At 44.5% G+C, this 14,662-nt stretch carries 18 protein-coding genes and 1 tRNA gene; 11 read left to right on the forward strand and 8 right to left on the reverse strand.

What is annotated here, in order from left to right:
* Positions 1-2 precede the first annotated feature (2 nt).
* Positions 3-839, reverse strand: coding sequence for an MBL fold metallo-hydrolase (locus HOP08_15070; protein NOT76248.1), 837 nt, complete (start codon positions 837-839; stop codon positions 3-5).
* Positions 840-926: 87 nt separating this feature from the next.
* Complete coding sequence (locus HOP08_15075) at positions 927-1,877, reverse strand: acetyl-CoA carboxylase carboxyltransferase subunit alpha (GenBank protein ID NOT76249.1); 951 nt, start codon at positions 1,875-1,877, stop codon at positions 927-929.
* 238 nt (positions 1,878-2,115) lie between these two features.
* On the opposite strand from HOP08_15075, the gene HOP08_15080 reads away from it, so the two are divergent.
* The 4 genes from HOP08_15080 to HOP08_15095 all read left to right on the forward strand — a co-directional run bounded on the left by HOP08_15080 (position 2,116) and on the right by HOP08_15095 (position 5,211).
* Positions 2,116-2,562: a hypothetical protein gene (locus HOP08_15080; GenBank protein NOT76250.1), complete on the forward strand. Its 447-nt coding sequence runs from the start codon at positions 2,116-2,118 to the stop codon at positions 2,560-2,562.
* 122 nt (positions 2,563-2,684) lie between these two features.
* Positions 2,685-2,758 (forward strand) — tRNA-Asp (locus tag HOP08_15085).
* Positions 2,759-3,005: 247 nt separating this feature from the next.
* Positions 3,006-4,127, forward strand: a complete 1,122-nt coding sequence (locus tag HOP08_15090) for a hypothetical protein (protein NOT76251.1) — start codon at positions 3,006-3,008, stop codon at positions 4,125-4,127.
* A gap of 7 nt (positions 4,128-4,134) precedes the next feature.
* Complete coding sequence (locus tag HOP08_15095; GenBank protein ID NOT76252.1) at positions 4,135-5,211, forward strand: trypsin-like serine protease; 1,077 nt, start codon at positions 4,135-4,137, stop codon at positions 5,209-5,211.
* A gap of 1,318 nt (positions 5,212-6,529) precedes the next feature.
* Here HOP08_15095 and HOP08_15100 read toward each other — a convergent pair.
* Entirely contained in the window at positions 6,530-6,772 is a 243-nt protein-coding gene (locus HOP08_15100) for a hypothetical protein (GenBank protein ID NOT76253.1), read from the reverse strand.
* Between the two features lie 106 nt (positions 6,773-6,878).
* On the opposite strand from HOP08_15100, the gene HOP08_15105 reads away from it, so the two are divergent.
* The 3 genes from HOP08_15105 to HOP08_15115 all read left to right on the forward strand — a co-directional run bounded on the left by HOP08_15105 (position 6,879) and on the right by HOP08_15115 (position 8,751).
* Positions 6,879-7,103 carry a hypothetical protein gene (locus tag HOP08_15105; GenBank protein NOT76254.1) on the forward strand — a complete coding sequence of 75 codons (225 nt, stop codon included), beginning with the start codon at positions 6,879-6,881 and terminating at the stop codon, positions 7,101-7,103.
* A 78-nt stretch (positions 7,104-7,181) separates the two neighbouring features.
* Positions 7,182-7,814 (forward strand): SMI1/KNR4 family protein, encoded by a 633-nt coding sequence (locus HOP08_15110; GenBank protein ID NOT76255.1) that lies wholly within the window; start codon positions 7,182-7,184, stop codon positions 7,812-7,814.
* A gap of 28 nt (positions 7,815-7,842) precedes the next feature.
* A complete protein-coding gene (locus HOP08_15115; protein ID NOT76256.1) occupies positions 7,843-8,751 on the forward strand; it encodes an ion transporter in 909 nt (302 codons plus the stop codon).
* A 5-nt stretch (positions 8,752-8,756) separates the two neighbouring features.
* Here the strand turns inward: HOP08_15115 and HOP08_15120 are convergent, their stop codons facing one another.
* From HOP08_15120 to HOP08_15135, 4 genes are read right to left on the reverse strand one after another with little or no spacing between them, the layout of a single operon-like run.
* Entirely contained in the window at positions 8,757-9,389 is a 633-nt protein-coding gene (locus HOP08_15120; protein ID NOT76257.1) for a hypothetical protein, read from the reverse strand.
* A gap of 34 nt (positions 9,390-9,423) precedes the next feature.
* Entirely contained in the window at positions 9,424-10,113 is a 690-nt protein-coding gene (locus HOP08_15125) for a DUF2461 domain-containing protein (protein ID NOT76258.1), read from the reverse strand.
* 26 nt (positions 10,114-10,139) lie between these two features.
* Positions 10,140-10,520: a DUF3037 domain-containing protein gene (locus tag HOP08_15130; GenBank protein ID NOT76259.1), complete on the reverse strand. Its 381-nt coding sequence runs from the start codon at positions 10,518-10,520 to the stop codon at positions 10,140-10,142.
* Positions 10,498-11,295: an aminotransferase class I and II gene (locus HOP08_15135; GenBank protein NOT76260.1), complete on the reverse strand. Its 798-nt coding sequence runs from the start codon at positions 11,293-11,295 to the stop codon at positions 10,498-10,500. The genes HOP08_15130 and HOP08_15135 overlap by 23 nt, the downstream gene beginning before the upstream one ends.
* A gap of 113 nt (positions 11,296-11,408) precedes the next feature.
* On the opposite strand from HOP08_15135, the gene HOP08_15140 reads away from it, so the two are divergent.
* From HOP08_15140 to HOP08_15155, 4 genes are read left to right on the forward strand one after another with little or no spacing between them, the layout of a single operon-like run.
* A complete protein-coding gene (locus HOP08_15140) occupies positions 11,409-11,993 on the forward strand; it encodes a hypothetical protein (protein NOT76261.1) in 585 nt (194 codons plus the stop codon).
* 6 nt (positions 11,994-11,999) lie between these two features.
* Positions 12,000-12,338 (forward strand): nuclear transport factor 2 family protein, encoded by a 339-nt coding sequence (locus HOP08_15145; protein NOT76262.1) that lies wholly within the window; start codon positions 12,000-12,002, stop codon positions 12,336-12,338.
* 55 nt (positions 12,339-12,393) lie between these two features.
* On the forward strand, positions 12,394-12,639 hold the full coding sequence (locus tag HOP08_15150; GenBank protein NOT76263.1) for a hypothetical protein: 246 nt from the start codon (positions 12,394-12,396) through the stop codon (positions 12,637-12,639).
* Positions 12,640-12,642: 3 nt separating this feature from the next.
* Positions 12,643-13,242 carry an SMI1/KNR4 family protein gene (locus HOP08_15155; protein ID NOT76264.1) on the forward strand — a complete coding sequence of 200 codons (600 nt, stop codon included), beginning with the start codon at positions 12,643-12,645 and terminating at the stop codon, positions 13,240-13,242.
* A 3-nt stretch (positions 13,243-13,245) separates the two neighbouring features.
* On the opposite strand, the gene HOP08_15160 is transcribed toward HOP08_15155, so the two are convergent.
* Positions 13,246-14,595, reverse strand: a complete 1,350-nt coding sequence (locus tag HOP08_15160) for a HAMP domain-containing histidine kinase (GenBank protein NOT76265.1) — start codon at positions 14,593-14,595, stop codon at positions 13,246-13,248.
* Between the last annotated feature and the right edge of the window lie 67 nt (positions 14,596-14,662).

Consider the following 14,662-nt stretch of genomic DNA (forward strand, 5'->3'; position numbering starts at 1 on the left):
GTTTATAGCTCGCTGAACTTAAAAGTGCGATCCAATCTAATTCCTTTCTCAGTGTTTTTCACCGTGGCACATTCATGGATCGGGTCATGCTCAAAGAAGAGCACATAATTTTTATCCGCTGCCTCTTTCAAGAATGCCTGCTTTTCCTCCATCGTTATAAGCGGCCTTGTATCATAACCCATTACATATGGTAACGGAATGTGAGATGCCGATGGTATCAGGTCTGCCACAAAACAAATCGTCCGCCCTTTGTAGGAGATCATCGGGATCATCATCTTATCCGTATGACCGGAAGCATAAAAAATATCGAACTGTGAAAAAGGCGATGCTTCTTTGTGATGGACCATCTTCAGATGACCACTCTCCTTCATGGGAAGGATATTCTCTTTCAGAAAGCTTGCCTTCTCACGTGAATTTGGTTCCGTTGCCCATTGCCAGTGATCAGGATTCGACCAGTAATTAGCGTTGGGATACGTGAGTTCAAGCTTGTCGCCCGACTTCTTTACACCGCCACCACAATGATCAAAGTGAAGATGGGTCAGAAACATATCGGTGATATCAGATTCTGAAAACCCGGCTTTGTGAATGGATTTGCTCAACGAATCATCACCGTGCAGATAATAATGCGATAGGAATTTCTCATCCTGCTTGTCGCCAATGCCATTGTCAATAAGAATGAGTTGCTTTCCATCTTCAATGAGAAGACATCGCATCGCCCAGGTGCAAAGATTGTTTTCGTCGCCGGGGTTCGACTTGTTCCAGATGGATTTGGGAACCACGCCAAACATGGCGCCACCGTCCAGCTTAAAAAATCCGGTATTGATAACGTGAAGGGTCATCGTCGACTTGAAGATTTATAGATATTTGACTCGTTGATGCTTACGATCGTCACCAACGAATCAACGAATGACAACCCCGTATAAATTCTATTCTTTAACGACACCCATCGAGGTGAACTTCTCAATCCGCTGATTGATCAAATCCTGAGCAGGTATCTTGCTGAGCTCTTTGTAAGACTTCATGATCGTCTTCTTCACTTCACTGGCCATCCACTTGATGTCCGTGTGAGCTCCTCCCAGTGGTTCCTTGATGATTCCGTCGATGATCTTCAAAGCAAACATGTCTTTTGAAGTCAGCTTCAATAACTCTGCCGCCTGCTCTTTAAAGTCCCAGCTTCTCCAAAGGATAGCGGAGCAATTCTCAGGAGAGATAACAGAGTACCATGAGTTCTCCAGCATGAGCACGCGGTCACCAATGGCAATGCCCAATGCACCACCGGATGCACCTTCACCCACGATGATACAGATGACAGGTACCTTCAGCATGAACATCTCTTTAAGATTCCGTGCGATGGCCTCACCCTGTCCGCGCTCTTCTGCTTCGAGTCCTGGAAACGCTCCGGGAGTATCGATGAAAGTAACGATAGGCTTGTTGTATTTCTCTGCGATCTTCATCAGACGCAATGCCTTGCGATAGCCTTCAGGGTTGGCCATTCCAAAGTTGCGCATCTGACGTTGCTTTGTATTTCTTCCTTTCTGCTGACCGATCAGCATGAAGGTCTGGCCATCAATGGTACCGAGTCCACCAACCATTGCTTTATCATCGCCGACGTTTCTGTCGCCATGAAGTTCAATGAAGTCGGTCGTGATTTCGTAGATGTAGTCTAATGTGTAAGGACGATCGGGATGGCGGGATAAAATGACGCGCTGCCATCCGGTAAGGTTTTCAAAAGTCTCTTTCTTAAGGTCTAGTATTTTCTTCTCGAGGGCCTTGATCGCCTGGGTTACGGAGGTATCGCTGTCGTCAGCGAGTTGCTTCATATCCTGGAGTTTGGACTCCAGTTCGGCGATCGGTTTTTCAAAATCCAGCAAATTCATCTTCTCTACAGAGTGGTTATGGAGTGCAAAAGTAGCGTTTTTTTGAAATTCAGCGTCCCGGTTGGTAGTTGGGCTGGTTTTTCGGCAATACGCGGCATTCGCGAGTTACCGCAGGGGTAAATTCAGGCATAGAATAAGAGAATGAAGAAGGGAAATAAGGATCGTTTTGGTTGGCTGGCGGTTCGAAAAGGTCTCTTCTGTTCAGTTCTCCCTTTACCAAATTCTAAAACCAACAATTATGAAAAAGCAACTTCTCATCATTCTGCTGACGGCGATCGTTTCGGTATCCTATTCGCAGACGAAAGACAATGGCCAGGAGCTCATCGACACCTTCTTTGACCTGTACAAGAACAAGGGTTATGATGCGGCATTGAAGTACACGCTTACTACCAACAAGTGGATTCAAACAAGTGGTGGTGAGATGGATAACATTATCATACGCCTCGAGAAAGAGATCAAGACGATGGGCGAATACATTGGTTATGAGGAATTAAAGAGCAAGAATCTAGGCACCCGCCTGAGGTATGTGAGCTACCTGGTGTACTACCAGCGCGATCCCGTGAGATTCACCTTTGCTTTGTATAAGAATGGTACGGGCTGGGAGATCTCGGACTTCCAGTACGACTTTGGATTTGATAAGGAGATTGAGGCTTCGATGAAGCTGATGGTGAGTGAAGGGCATTAAAAGCGGCGTGCAAAAGCCTGACTACGAGAGTGCATTAAAGATATTTCCACTATTTGGATTCGCTTTTTGGATAAATAGCCCTGAAAGCTATCTTTGCACCCTGTTTTGAAAGAAGCAGCAACGGTCTGGTAGTTCAGCTGGTTAGAATGCCTGCCTGTCACGCAGGAGGTCGCGGGTTCGAGTCCCGTCCAGACCGCAGCTAAAAGCCTCAATTCTTAAAAGGATTGAGGCTTTTTTATTGTTGGTAATTGAGCAACTAAAGTGAAAGAAAATCGCTAGTCTTTCAAAGCATATCACGCGTTTACCTATTTGTTCTGGTAAAATGGTGAACCAACTCCTCTAAATATTCTAACAAATTGAGTCCATGGTACAGGGCCAGAACCATTTCCGTCTTTCCGAAAACTTCTTTACGTTAGTACTTCGTATTTTCTTAAAGACCCCAAATGACTACAGCACCTAAATTCTATGTTAACCTGTGGGGAAACCTCCAGGGAAACCTCACCGCAGCGCTATGGCCCAACGTCACAAAAGCATGGGACGAAAAACGCTATCAGGATTCTTTCAACAGTCTCCTCGACTATATCAACCCCGCCCTGAGAAGCAAGTATGGTAACTCCTCCCAGACGCAATTCATTGTTCCTCATGGATCGGTCGTCGTGGATATCACCATCACGAATGATAAGGTCAACATCACCTGCCCTCTCGTCGATATCAAAGATGCCATGCGCATACCTTTGATGAGAAGGATCGCCGAACTCAACTTCTATCCTCTCACACTCTCGCAAATAAAGCTCTCTTCCAATCAACTGACTTTCCATTACAGCTCTACGCTCGATACCTGTGAGCCGTATAAAATGTATTACGTTCTGAAAGAGATCTGCTCTACTGCCGATCGCTATGACGATGAGCTTCGCGAAAAATTCAAAGCAAAGAATCTCGTAGAACCAAAAGTAATCTACCCCGCCGCAGATGTTGCATCTAAAGCATGGGACCATGTCAACGAGATCATCAAAGAGACCGGTGAATACCAGACCTACTTCGATACCCAGCGTTGGTTCGGCAGCACGCTCGACTATCTCATGCTGGCATTAAAGAGAATTGACCTTTGTCTCCAGACACAGGGATTCCTTAAGACCGAGCTTGATCGCGTTGCCGGTGAACTTGCCAACGGTAATATCAATGTCAACGAACGCATTCAGACAGCGAAGACATTCCTCGCAGGCATCCAGCAAAAAGGAAAAGATGCTTTTGTAAAACAGCTTTACCAGGCAGATACGTTCGTGCCTGAAAAGGCAAGCATCAGCGGCGATCGCGTCAAAGGAATGATCAAAGCTGCCTCTGCAAAGACCCAGGAGTTTCATGCAGGAAAGAATTACATAGGATCCTGCATTGAGTCGCACTACTGTATCTATGATCTGTTTTACAGAAACAACATGGACAACACCGTTAACATTATTCTGATCAATGCGCTGACCAATGCGTCAGGCAAAACATGGGCAGAAGCTTCGGGTATATTACTCACCGGACTTCAGACTATCGAAAACTATCCATTCCCTGCTAACTAATTATACCATGGCTCACGCATTCGAACAATCGATCTATAAGGTGATGACCGCAAGCGGATCAGGTACCAGCTTCTATCTTAAAGACAAGAATATTTTTGTTACCAACTATCACGTGGTTGGTAATTCCAAAACAGTTTCACTACAGGACAAGGAAGGCAACCGTCACCTCGCGAAAGTAGTGCTGGTCAATCCCCAGGAAGATGTTGCATTCCTCAGTGTTGACAAGAAATTCGATATCCCACAGCTTGAACTTCACGATGACTCCGCTCTTCAGCAGGGTGATAAAGTATTTGTAGCGGGATATCCTTTCGGTATGCCATTCACGGTGACAGAAGGAACTGTCAGTGCACCAAGTCAGCTCATGAGCGGACGTAAGTTCATTCAGACCGACGCAGCCGTTAATCCTGGCAATAGTGGTGGTCCTATGATCAATGCTCATGGAAAGGTGATCGGTATCACTACCAGCAAATTCAACAACGCGGACAACATGGGTTTTGCGGTTCCCATCTCCACGCTTACGGAAGAGTTCAACGCACTCAGCAAAGTATCAGGAACAACATTCAATCTTGTATGTGATTCATGCGCGGCATTGATCAATGAACGATCTGAGTTCTGCCTCAGCTGTGGCCAGAACATCGACGTCAAATATTTTGATGAACCCGTCCTGTCGGATATCAGCAACTTCTGTGAACGTGCTATCGCCGGACTCGGAGTGAATCCGGTGCTTGCGCGCCAGGGCACAGAGTTCTGGGAGTTCCATGTCGACTCAGCAATGGTGAGATTGTTTGTTTACAACAACAGCTATCTGTATGCTACTTCCCCGATCAATCAGTTGCCGATGCAAAACATGGGACCGCTGCTGGAGGAATTGCTCTCTGCAGATGTAGGAGTTTATCAATTAGGAGTTCATGACAAGGAAGTGTTTATCTCCTATCGGGTTTATATCACCGATATATTCTCGTCGCGTCAGAATGAGATCAATGCCAATATCACGGGCTTATTCAAGAAGGCGAATGAGATTGATGATGAATTTGTGAAGAAGTTTGGGTGCAAGTATTCGGTGCATTCGCTGAAGAATAAGTGATGAACAAAAAAGGGGCACATTAGAAAGCCATCTAAAAAAGACAAAAGAGAGAACAATAGGCTATCCACATAATGCCTGGCTATATCCTTTATAAAATGTTGCGTACCTACGGCACGCCGGTGCAAATTCCGGACTTCATTAACTACAAAGATTAGGTCCCTCCGGGACCTTTGAAAAACCGTAATGAGGTGGCAGAGTTGAGTGCTGATAAAACATTATCAATAACAATGTAATATGTAGGTAGATACTGGTCCCAGCGGGACCAAATCTTTGTAGAAATGTATGATTAAGTTCTTTCAGCGTGCCGTAGGTACGCTACAATATTATGAACGATTACATTTTGAAAGTATTCGTTATTGCTAATGGGATAGAAAAGGATACCCATTGGGACATCATCCGATACTAATCGGGTATTAGCCTATGAAGAGGGTATTGAGAACCTGGGGTGAACCTAGGGTGAACCTAGCCTGAACCTAGCTTGAACCTAGCTTGAACCTAGGCAGAACCTAGCCTGAACCTAGGCAGAACCTAGCTTGAACCTAGCCTGAACCTAGGTAGAACCTAGGTAAAACCTATGGTCGAGGGTCATTTTGCCGGGCTATCAACCTGAATTAAGGCTTACGGCTAACCGCACATCTGCCTCTTAAAACCCCGGCGCATAGAAATCCATGCTATGCAGAATGACAACAAAAAGATACGTTCAAAGATTTCAGATGTTACGGATTGGAGGGAATTTTTTTTGGTGAATGAAGCCCATGGTTTTAACCGTGGGTCTTGTGACGGATATCTCACCACAACCATTTTAAATGGTTTCAAAATTAATTGGGTTTGGGAAACCATTGAAATGGTTAAGGATGCAGACATCAATTTATAACCCACGGTTAAAACCGCGGGCTATCCGAATCAACCTTAAATGTTGCCATATGATGGTGGTATCACCGACATGATGCTTTGCTCCTGCGCAAGCGTAAGGGGCGGGATTATGGTTTGATAATTCACCATCAAACACTCATCATCATAAGCGTCGATTCCAATTGGTAATACGCAACTAACAATCTCGCCCCTTCAGGGCTTAAATGCACGTTTGCATCGTAAAACCCTGGCCTGCGGCCAGGGCTAATAAATCTCGGCCCTTCAGGCCTTTTAAGCTTGTAGCTATCGATGATGCATGCCTTCAAATAAACCGTGCTCTTAAATATCAGCTTGCTGATGAGTACACTTCAAGCTACCTGCTTCCGTGTTAATCCATTAACTAAAGCAAAGGCTGCATTACTATTTATCTGTGTGTGTCCGGGGACTGAACTCCTTTTAATGAGTGCTACAGTTTTTCAAACTGTATGATCATCGCCAGCACTTTGTCCAGCAATCTCTTCGGCAGGTGATTCATGCCATTCATGTGAACTCTCCTTCCCTCTCCCACTTTCAAAACATTGATCTGGTTGTCGGGCGTCTGCTTAAAAGTTGCAAGCTTATCCTGATCGGGAAACTCGTTGATGAGATTGTTGAGCTTCAGTTTGAAGTCGAGTTCATTCGGAGCAGATGCTTTTGCTTTCTTCGCCATAGATTAAAAATACACGACTTTATTTTGAATTCAATATCGGCGGCAAGCCTCATGGCATGATATTTTGATACTAAGTGGAAAATAAAATCTAACCCAACTCAAAATCATGAACAATCTATTTAAAGGTCTTCTTGCCGGCTGGGGAGCATCCAAGATCGGTGGCGGATGTCTCGGAACAATCCTGGCCTTTGCTGTAATCTGGTGGCTTTTAGGCACCTGTGACGGCAGCAATCAACGTGCAGGCATTCAGGAAAAGAAATCCATTCAACAGGAACAGACAGCACGCAGAAGAGGCGACGCTTCGCACCAACCTGTTTTGGTGAAGCTCTAAGATTTCCTGCAAATATTTATAAAACCAGTGTTGGATTCGTCCGGCATTGGTATTTTTATGCCTACCCCATTCCTCATCATGAAAATTTCTGATCGGATTCAACTACTCAAAACCAAACTCGAAGCTCAAAGGAAAAAGGACACCAAACTGGAAGTATTCGGCGCCGGAGACAATCCATACTATCGAATGGAAGGTCACCATTATAAATTGAACAAACCCTTAACCGAAAAAGAGATTGAGGCCACCGAAAAACTTATCGGCGTAGTGTTACCGGAAGAGTATCGTGAGTTTCTCAAGCTTGCCGGTGATGGCGGTGCAGGTCCGGCCTGGGGAATATTTGAATTGAAGGATGCTCATCCCGACAAGGCTTTCCTGAAGGAATACCCTGACTTCTGCAGCATGGAATTTCCGTATGACAATGTCTATGCGGATGCGATCATGGAAGACATAAAAGATGATCTTTCTCTTCGTGGTCCTTTCGACGATCCGTTCGGTGGGTTTATCAAGCTCGCAAACTACGGCCATGATCTGTCGGCCATCTTAATAACTTCCGGTGAACAATACGGCAAGATGTGGATGCTGGATGAGAATCAATCCATCACTCCATTCTATCAGAATATAAAAGACCGCGAAGCCAGCGTCGGCTTCCTGGATTGGTATGAGAACTGGCTCGACGAAACTTTACCAGACGCACCTCAGCCTCAGTTTTGAAATCTTTCATTCCCTCACTCCCCCCGCAATGACCCTCCTGAAAACTACCTTTAAAACAATTGTTGACAGCAAGATATTTCACGAGCTCGTCAGCATCGTCATCATTCTATGCTCATTTACTCTTGGACTGGAAACGTTCTATCCTGAGCACAAGGATGTATTTGATATGCTCGACTTTGCCTTCACGTTCTTCTTCGTCTGTGAGATCATCTTCCGTATCCTGGGAGAAACAAATCCACTGCACTTCTTCAAGCTCTTCTCCATTAAGAATGGCCGTGTAGATGTTGATGAAAAAGGTTTCTGGAATCTGTTCGACTTCACCATTGTTGCCGTGAGCGCCGCAAGCTTGTTCGGTCACTTCTTTGAGCACCCTGAATTCCTTGCCGTAAGCAGATTGTTCCGTGTGCTGCGGGTATTGCGCTTACTGGAGATCAGTTCCGAGTTGAAATCAGTAGAACAGAAGATCGTGTCCATCATCCCCACGATATTCTCCTTTGCCCTGTTGCTAGGCATTTTACTTTACATCTATTCCATCATTGGAATCTATTTGTTCAGCCATCATCAGTTTGACCACGCCGACTTCACAACGCTAGGTCATGCCTTCATCACTCTTTTCCAGCTCATGACACTGGACGGCTGGAGCGACATGATGTATGCGGCCAGTGCCAACTACAATGACAGCTGGCTGATCAAGAGTTATTTCGTGAGCTTCGTCGTCCTCACAGCCATCATCAGCTTCAATGTCTTTGTGGCGGTCTTAACCTCACAGGTACATGAGAAAGTTGTACTGGATCAGAAGTTCAATAAAAAGAAGATCACTGAGATCCAGGGTGACCTCCAGGAGACTGAACAAGAGGTTCACCAGGGATTTGAAGCCGTGATGAAAGAGTTGAAATTACTGAGAGCAGAAGTTGAAGCGCTGAAGAAAAACAAGTAATGTGATCAGAAGGTTACTCCGCCATCATATTGCAACGTCCACGGTTCAAATGACTTCAGCATAGGCTGTGGATCTTTCTTTACAACTCTGGTTTCATTGATGTTCTTCTTTGGGTTGCTTTTGTATTTTTTGACTACGATCATTTTTCCTGTATTCACATTGAAGTCAAAGTTATAGCTGTCAATCCCGTTACCTCCTTTGTTCGTTGCTCCGATCATATAAAAGTCTCCGTTCTGATATCGGTAGCGATACGTCAGATCCCATTGATCGCGGCTACCACCCGCAAAGTTCAGGATGATGACTCCCTTTACAATCTTCATTTCGTTAAAGCCATCTCCCATCGTGCCGCCACTCTCGCTTCCCATCACAGCCTTTTCACCCTTACAGGCCAGCGAGTATTTACCATCTTTCGCTCTGAAAAGAATCATGATGTTTCGAAGCTTACCAAAATCTCCACTGCCCACTCTTTCCTCAATGATAATAGCAACATCATCAATTGAATCCTTGTTCAGGTCACCGGAAGCAGCGGCAAGCAGTTCCCACCCGGCAGGAATAAAACTCCTGAACGCATCGCCTGAGGGTTGAGCCTTCAGCAAAGCAGGACAAACAAACATGAAAGCAAGTATGATCTTTTTCATCGTTGGTATGAAAATAAAGTTTATTGATTTTAAGCTATATAATCTTTTCTCCATTCAGGTCGGTCGTCAACACTTCACTCATGTAATTGAAGAAAGGTCGTATGACTTTGAACGTTTTGTTCACGTTATTCAGAAAGTCCGGTGACAGAACTTCCTTATCGGTATAGGCATGCACAAACCAGAATTGCTTGTATCGAAGCAACTCAATTGCCGGATGGTCTTTAGCAAATCCCTGCGGTGCCGTCTTCACCTTATCTCCCATCATCGATCCAAAGCTGGACTTCAATGATTTTGATTTCAGAAGCTTGTTCCAATCCTCATAATTACCCGCAATGTCCAGCCGTATTCTTTTTAAGTCTTCGGGATTGGGATAGGCAAAGCCACACGCTATCTGGGTGCTGCCTGGCTTAATTCGAAAATAATATCCGCCTCTGAGCTGAGGTTTCATTCTCTTTAAGTAGCCGGAGAATTTTGCCGTATACGGTACTTTCTCCTTTGAGAATCGTACGTCGTTATAAATGCGGTATAAACTTTTCTTACCGGAAGGTGTAGAGATATCATCATGGTTGTTCATTTTGCTGATGAGCGCATCCACGAACGACTCCACATTCTCTTTGGCTGACAGGTATTGATCCTTACGCGCATTGAACCAGTCACGATTGTTATTCCTGGACAGGTTCTTAAGGAAATCGTATGTTGATTTTTCTATTACGGCAGATGACATATCATTCTTAAAGTTCTGAACCTTGCTTATACCATCTGGCTGAATAATCTCTCCATCATCTCCCCTGCATTGGTGCACAGTCCTGGGTGAACCTTGGAAGTCTGAATGATCGTGCTCCTGGTTGCTGTGAGCCACCGGAACCTTTCCGGCATGGTGAGCTTGCCGATAGTGCCGCCTTCATTTCCTCCGGCACAGATCTGTTCAAAGGCAACGAGCTGTTCTCTTAGTTCGGAGATCTCAACTTTACTCCACAGTGATTTTAATCTGGCTTCATCAAGCTTGAATTTCATTTTAAGAAACTTCTCATCCTTGCAATAGAGGATCACACCAACGTTGAGGAATTCCTCACGCTCTACCTGCGGTACTACCCGGATCACGGCTGATTCAAATAAGTGCTGCTCTTGCATCTTGGGCTTCTTTAACAAAGATATCAGAATGAGAAATCCGTGAGTTCAAAAAATCGATATAGGCGTTGCGATGCTCTTCGGTGCTGGCGAAGTGCGGTTCATTTCCAAGCCATTCATCCGGTACCAATGAAACAATGGCCCGGATCTTTTCAGGAGTCAGGATGGCCTTAAATGAAGCGTCCACATGTTCCAGCTGACTCGCCCCTGCAAGCATAACATGATCTTTCACCTGGGCAAATGGCTTTTGAATGTCTTTGTTGAAATCATTCCAGTTGTGATGAATGTATAATGATGCACCGTGATCAATCAGCCAGAGCTCTCCATGCCAGATGAGCATGTTGGTATTGCGTGCAGTCCGGTCGACGTTCAGCAGCAAGCTATCAAGCCAAACAATCTGGGATGCCAGTACCGTGTTTACTTTTCTTACAATCGCATCAAAGGTGATGGCACCTGACAGATAATGAACAGCAAGATTCAATCCTGTGCTTGCTTTGAGAAGATCCTGGATCTCTTCATCCCCCTCCATCCTGCCGAAGGAACTGTCGAGGTTGGCAAAGACTATTTCAGGTACTTTGAATCCAAGAGTTCGTGCAATTTCTCCTCCAATGAGTTCGGCAATCAACGCCCTTGAACCCTGTCCCGCTCCCCTGAATTTCAAAACATAGAAGAACTGGTCATCTGCTTCAATGATCGCCGGCAATGAACCGCCTTCACGAAGGGGCATTACATATCGCGTGACGTTAACAATGCGCAATGAAGGTGATTGAATGCTCATGAACTTTTAAAATTACCATAAAATCCTTTTGATGCCATATTCACCCGTGATTGATGAATCACCTCAGATGGCACAGTATTTTAAGACATATGCTGATTAAACAGACATGACTCATGAGCAAAATCATACATAAGACAACAGATTCAAAGAATCCAAAAAACGGTAATAAAAGCGGTGGTTTATCCTCCAAACAGCCATTACAAAAGCGCCAGACGGTTACGCCACAGCGTCCGGTAACCCGCAAAAATGTACCTCACAGTACTGAATCACATGTGGTGAAGAAGAGCATTGATATCAAGGGTCTTCCCAGTGAAGTGTGGGATGCGCTCACCAATCCTGCAAAAACGAAGAAATATTTCTTCAATTGTGAAGTGCATTCTGACTGGAAGCCAGGAAGTCCTATCACATTTAAAGGAAGAATGTTCTGGATCATCCCGATTGAAATGAAGGGTGAGATCATTAAGGTTGAAAAGGACAAGCTATTGAAGTACAGCCTTCACAATAAAGCCAAAGGAAGTAATGAAGCCACGACTTCCACCGTCACAGATTCCATGACCTATCACAATGGTATCACAACACTTTCTGTTTCCGATGATGTGGGCAATGGCGAGGGTGCTCAGGAACGATACGATAAATCGGTTAAAGGCTGGGATAAAGTTCTTCATGGATTGAAGAAACTGGTAGAGAGCGGTAAGTAATTTAAGATGGAACAATCGCACTTAAATCCTAAAGAAGTCGTATTGACATTAATAAAGGATCTCAATACTGAGAATTTTGAAGATGCACAAAGCAGGGTTGCTGATGATTTCTCTTTTGAGGGTGTCATGGGTTCACGCAATGGTGCTGAAGCCTACTTTTCCGATATGAAAAAGATGAAGCTTAAGTATGATATTAAAAACGTCTTTGCTGAAGGTGATGACATATGCATTTTGTATGATCTGGAAATGCAGGGTAAAAAGATCTTTTGCTGTGGACTTTACCATGTCAAAGACGCAAAAGTAAATTCCCTTAAAGTAGTGTTTGATCCGAGGCCCGTTCTGTAATATCTTGTTGACTATTGATCAGCAGTTTTTTATCTTGGTTGATCAATCAAGCAGCATGGGATACGCTCCTAAAAGTCAGATCAAAAAGAATCTTGTTAAAGACTCGGAGGTTTTGCTGACCTGCAAGGGACCTCATACTTTCAAAAAACAACGTGGACTGATTCTCGAGGTGACGGAAGAATCTTTCGACTTTGATATCCTTACCAATCCTTACGAGCATTTCAGCAACATCAGTGCGGGTGCTGATCATAAGGTATTAAATATCCTTATTAAGAATGTCATCGCAGTCGATCCTGTTTAAGATATGAAGTTCGACGAACAGCTTTCCCGCATTAAGACCAAGCTTGAGAAATTAAAAAGCAAGGACAAAGATCTTCAGGTCTTTGGTGCGGATAGTCATCAGTATGAAATTGATTCTCCTGCCACCCTGGATGATATCCTTGAATTTGAGAACAAGTACGACGTCAGACTTCCGGAAGAGTATATCGCCTTCATTACCAATATCGGGAATGGTGGCTTATCATACGATGGTGGTGGTGCCGGGCCTTATTATGGGATCTATCCGTTAGGCGAATTCGGATATATGCAGATCGACAAAGAATCAATGTCCTCTCCCAGTGTCATCAATTCAGGACTGACACAGAATAATTGGGAAGACATGACTGCTTTTTCTCAAGGTGGAGTTGAAAGCATTGAGAATGATCGGAAATACAAAGAGCTGTTCAATGGCATGATGTCATTAGGAACCCGCGGCTGTTCAGGGCAAACAATGCTGATCGTCAAAGGCGATGACTATGGACGCGTGGCCTATATTGATCAGGATCTGTATTTACCGAGTCTGCCGGCTGCCAATAATTTTCTTGATTGGTATGAGCAGTGGCTCGATGAAAATCTGAAAGCGTAATCGTTAGTTTGCTGAAATACTCACCGTAAAGGTTGACCCTTCCCCGTAAACAGATTCTACAGTGACTTCTCCATTCAATCGTTGAAGAGTTTCTTTTACGATGTAAAGTCCAAGACCCGTTCCCTGTGCCCGGTCGTGAGCCTTATAGAACATTTCAAAGATTCTGCCCTGATGTTCCGGAGGGATTCCGATGCCATTATCGCGGATGATCGTTATCCATTTTCCATCCTTAATAAATGACTCGATATCAACGGAAGGTCGTTTGATAATGTCACGATAGTAAATGGCATTGCCGATGATATTGGTAAGGATAACTTTTACCCGCTCCTTATCAGTCCTTACATTTAAAGAAGCATCTGCATGAACATGAATGCTTACTTCTTCTGCACCCTGAATGAAAAGGATCTCACGAATGACATCATCCAGTATCTCTTTTACTTTGACCGGAAGTATTCTGAGTTCAACGCGGGTGTTCTTTGAATAGTCGAGCACCTCACGAATGAAGTTATCAAGCGTCTGAGCCCGTTCCTGCATCATCCTGACCATGGATGCTCTTTCAGTATCGTCTTTTGCCAGTTCGTAAACATTTGTCAGGCCAAGAATGGAGCTGAGCGGTGCTCTCAGATCATGTGAAACACTATAGACGAAATGGTCAAGTTCCTTATTCGTCTTTTCAAGCAATTCATTTTGTTCGCGCAGCGATTCTTCAGATTCTTTGTTCCTGTTTAATAAGAACTGCAGCATGAAGACCGTTGACAGCAATGCAATGGTAAAATTGGCGATGAAATTTACGGCAACCATCCCGGGTCCATAAACGGGCGACGGTGCAAGATGTGCATCAAAGAAGAATGCAAGATATCCTATGGGTACCGGAAAGAATGCAAAGAGAAGTCCGGCTTTTGAATTGTAATAACTCAATAAGATCAGTCCTGCCATGGACGATGTCATAAAGTAAAAGAAGACACCTCCGTCAGGATGATCTACATCAGCAAAAATGTAAACCAGGAAATTGATGATGAACAGGATGATCACCGTGGACGAGGTGTAGTGCTTTCTCCTGTTGAGAACGATGGCCGCGGCCGACATGGCAATCATCAATGAATACCAGGGGATGAAGACAAAGACTCCGTTAACAGAATCAAGAAAGGAATAGAATACGCCTACCATAAGAATGATGATGGCGAACTCCCCTCTCAGCATCGCGTACTTGAATTCATGTCTGGATACTATGGGCCTGCTTCCCCAAAAAAGTTTTTGTGCCAGGCTCATGAATCGATCGGAGTATGATTTTTTTTGAAGGCGCGAAGTACGGTAAAAGGTCGCCGTATTGAAAGTGTCGGTTTGCCAATCCATGACGGAAAAGGTTAAAACTTGCTTCGTTCTGTGCCAGGATTTGCACCATCCTCTCATTCATGCTTAA

Source organism: Cyclobacteriaceae bacterium, from assembly GCA_013141055.1.
Lineage (GTDB): Bacteria > Bacteroidota > Bacteroidia > Cytophagales > Cyclobacteriaceae > ELB16-189.

Coding starts and splice junctions, on each gene's coding strand:
- HOP08_15070 (NOT76248.1), bottom strand. CDS start 839: ATGACCCTTCACGTTATCAATACCGGATTTTTTAAGCTGGACGGTGGC.
- HOP08_15075 (NOT76249.1), bottom strand. CDS start 1,877: ATGAATTTGCTGGATTTTGAAAAACCGATCGCCGAACTGGAGTCCAAA.
- HOP08_15080 (NOT76250.1), top strand. CDS start 2,116: ATGAAAAAGCAACTTCTCATCATTCTGCTGACGGCGATCGTTTCGGTA.
- HOP08_15090 (NOT76251.1), top strand. CDS start 3,006: ATGACTACAGCACCTAAATTCTATGTTAACCTGTGGGGAAACCTCCAG.
- HOP08_15095 (NOT76252.1), top strand. CDS start 4,135: ATGGCTCACGCATTCGAACAATCGATCTATAAGGTGATGACCGCAAGC.
- HOP08_15100 (NOT76253.1), bottom strand. CDS start 6,772: ATGGCGAAGAAAGCAAAAGCATCTGCTCCGAATGAACTCGACTTCAAA.
- HOP08_15105 (NOT76254.1), top strand. CDS start 6,879: ATGAACAATCTATTTAAAGGTCTTCTTGCCGGCTGGGGAGCATCCAAG.
- HOP08_15110 (NOT76255.1), top strand. CDS start 7,182: ATGAAAATTTCTGATCGGATTCAACTACTCAAAACCAAACTCGAAGCT.
- HOP08_15115 (NOT76256.1), top strand. CDS start 7,843: ATGACCCTCCTGAAAACTACCTTTAAAACAATTGTTGACAGCAAGATA.
- HOP08_15120 (NOT76257.1), bottom strand. CDS start 9,389: ATGAAAAAGATCATACTTGCTTTCATGTTTGTTTGTCCTGCTTTGCTG.
- HOP08_15125 (NOT76258.1), bottom strand. CDS start 10,113: ATGTCATCTGCCGTAATAGAAAAATCAACATACGATTTCCTTAAGAAC.
- HOP08_15130 (NOT76259.1), bottom strand. CDS start 10,520: ATGCAAGAGCAGCACTTATTTGAATCAGCCGTGATCCGGGTAGTACCG.
- HOP08_15135 (NOT76260.1), bottom strand. CDS start 11,295: ATGAGCATTCAATCACCTTCATTGCGCATTGTTAACGTCACGCGATAT.
- HOP08_15140 (NOT76261.1), top strand. CDS start 11,409: ATGAGCAAAATCATACATAAGACAACAGATTCAAAGAATCCAAAAAAC.
- HOP08_15145 (NOT76262.1), top strand. CDS start 12,000: ATGGAACAATCGCACTTAAATCCTAAAGAAGTCGTATTGACATTAATA.
- HOP08_15150 (NOT76263.1), top strand. CDS start 12,394: ATGGGATACGCTCCTAAAAGTCAGATCAAAAAGAATCTTGTTAAAGAC.
- HOP08_15155 (NOT76264.1), top strand. CDS start 12,643: ATGAAGTTCGACGAACAGCTTTCCCGCATTAAGACCAAGCTTGAGAAA.
- HOP08_15160 (NOT76265.1), bottom strand. CDS start 14,595: ATGGATTGGCAAACCGACACTTTCAATACGGCGACCTTTTACCGTACT.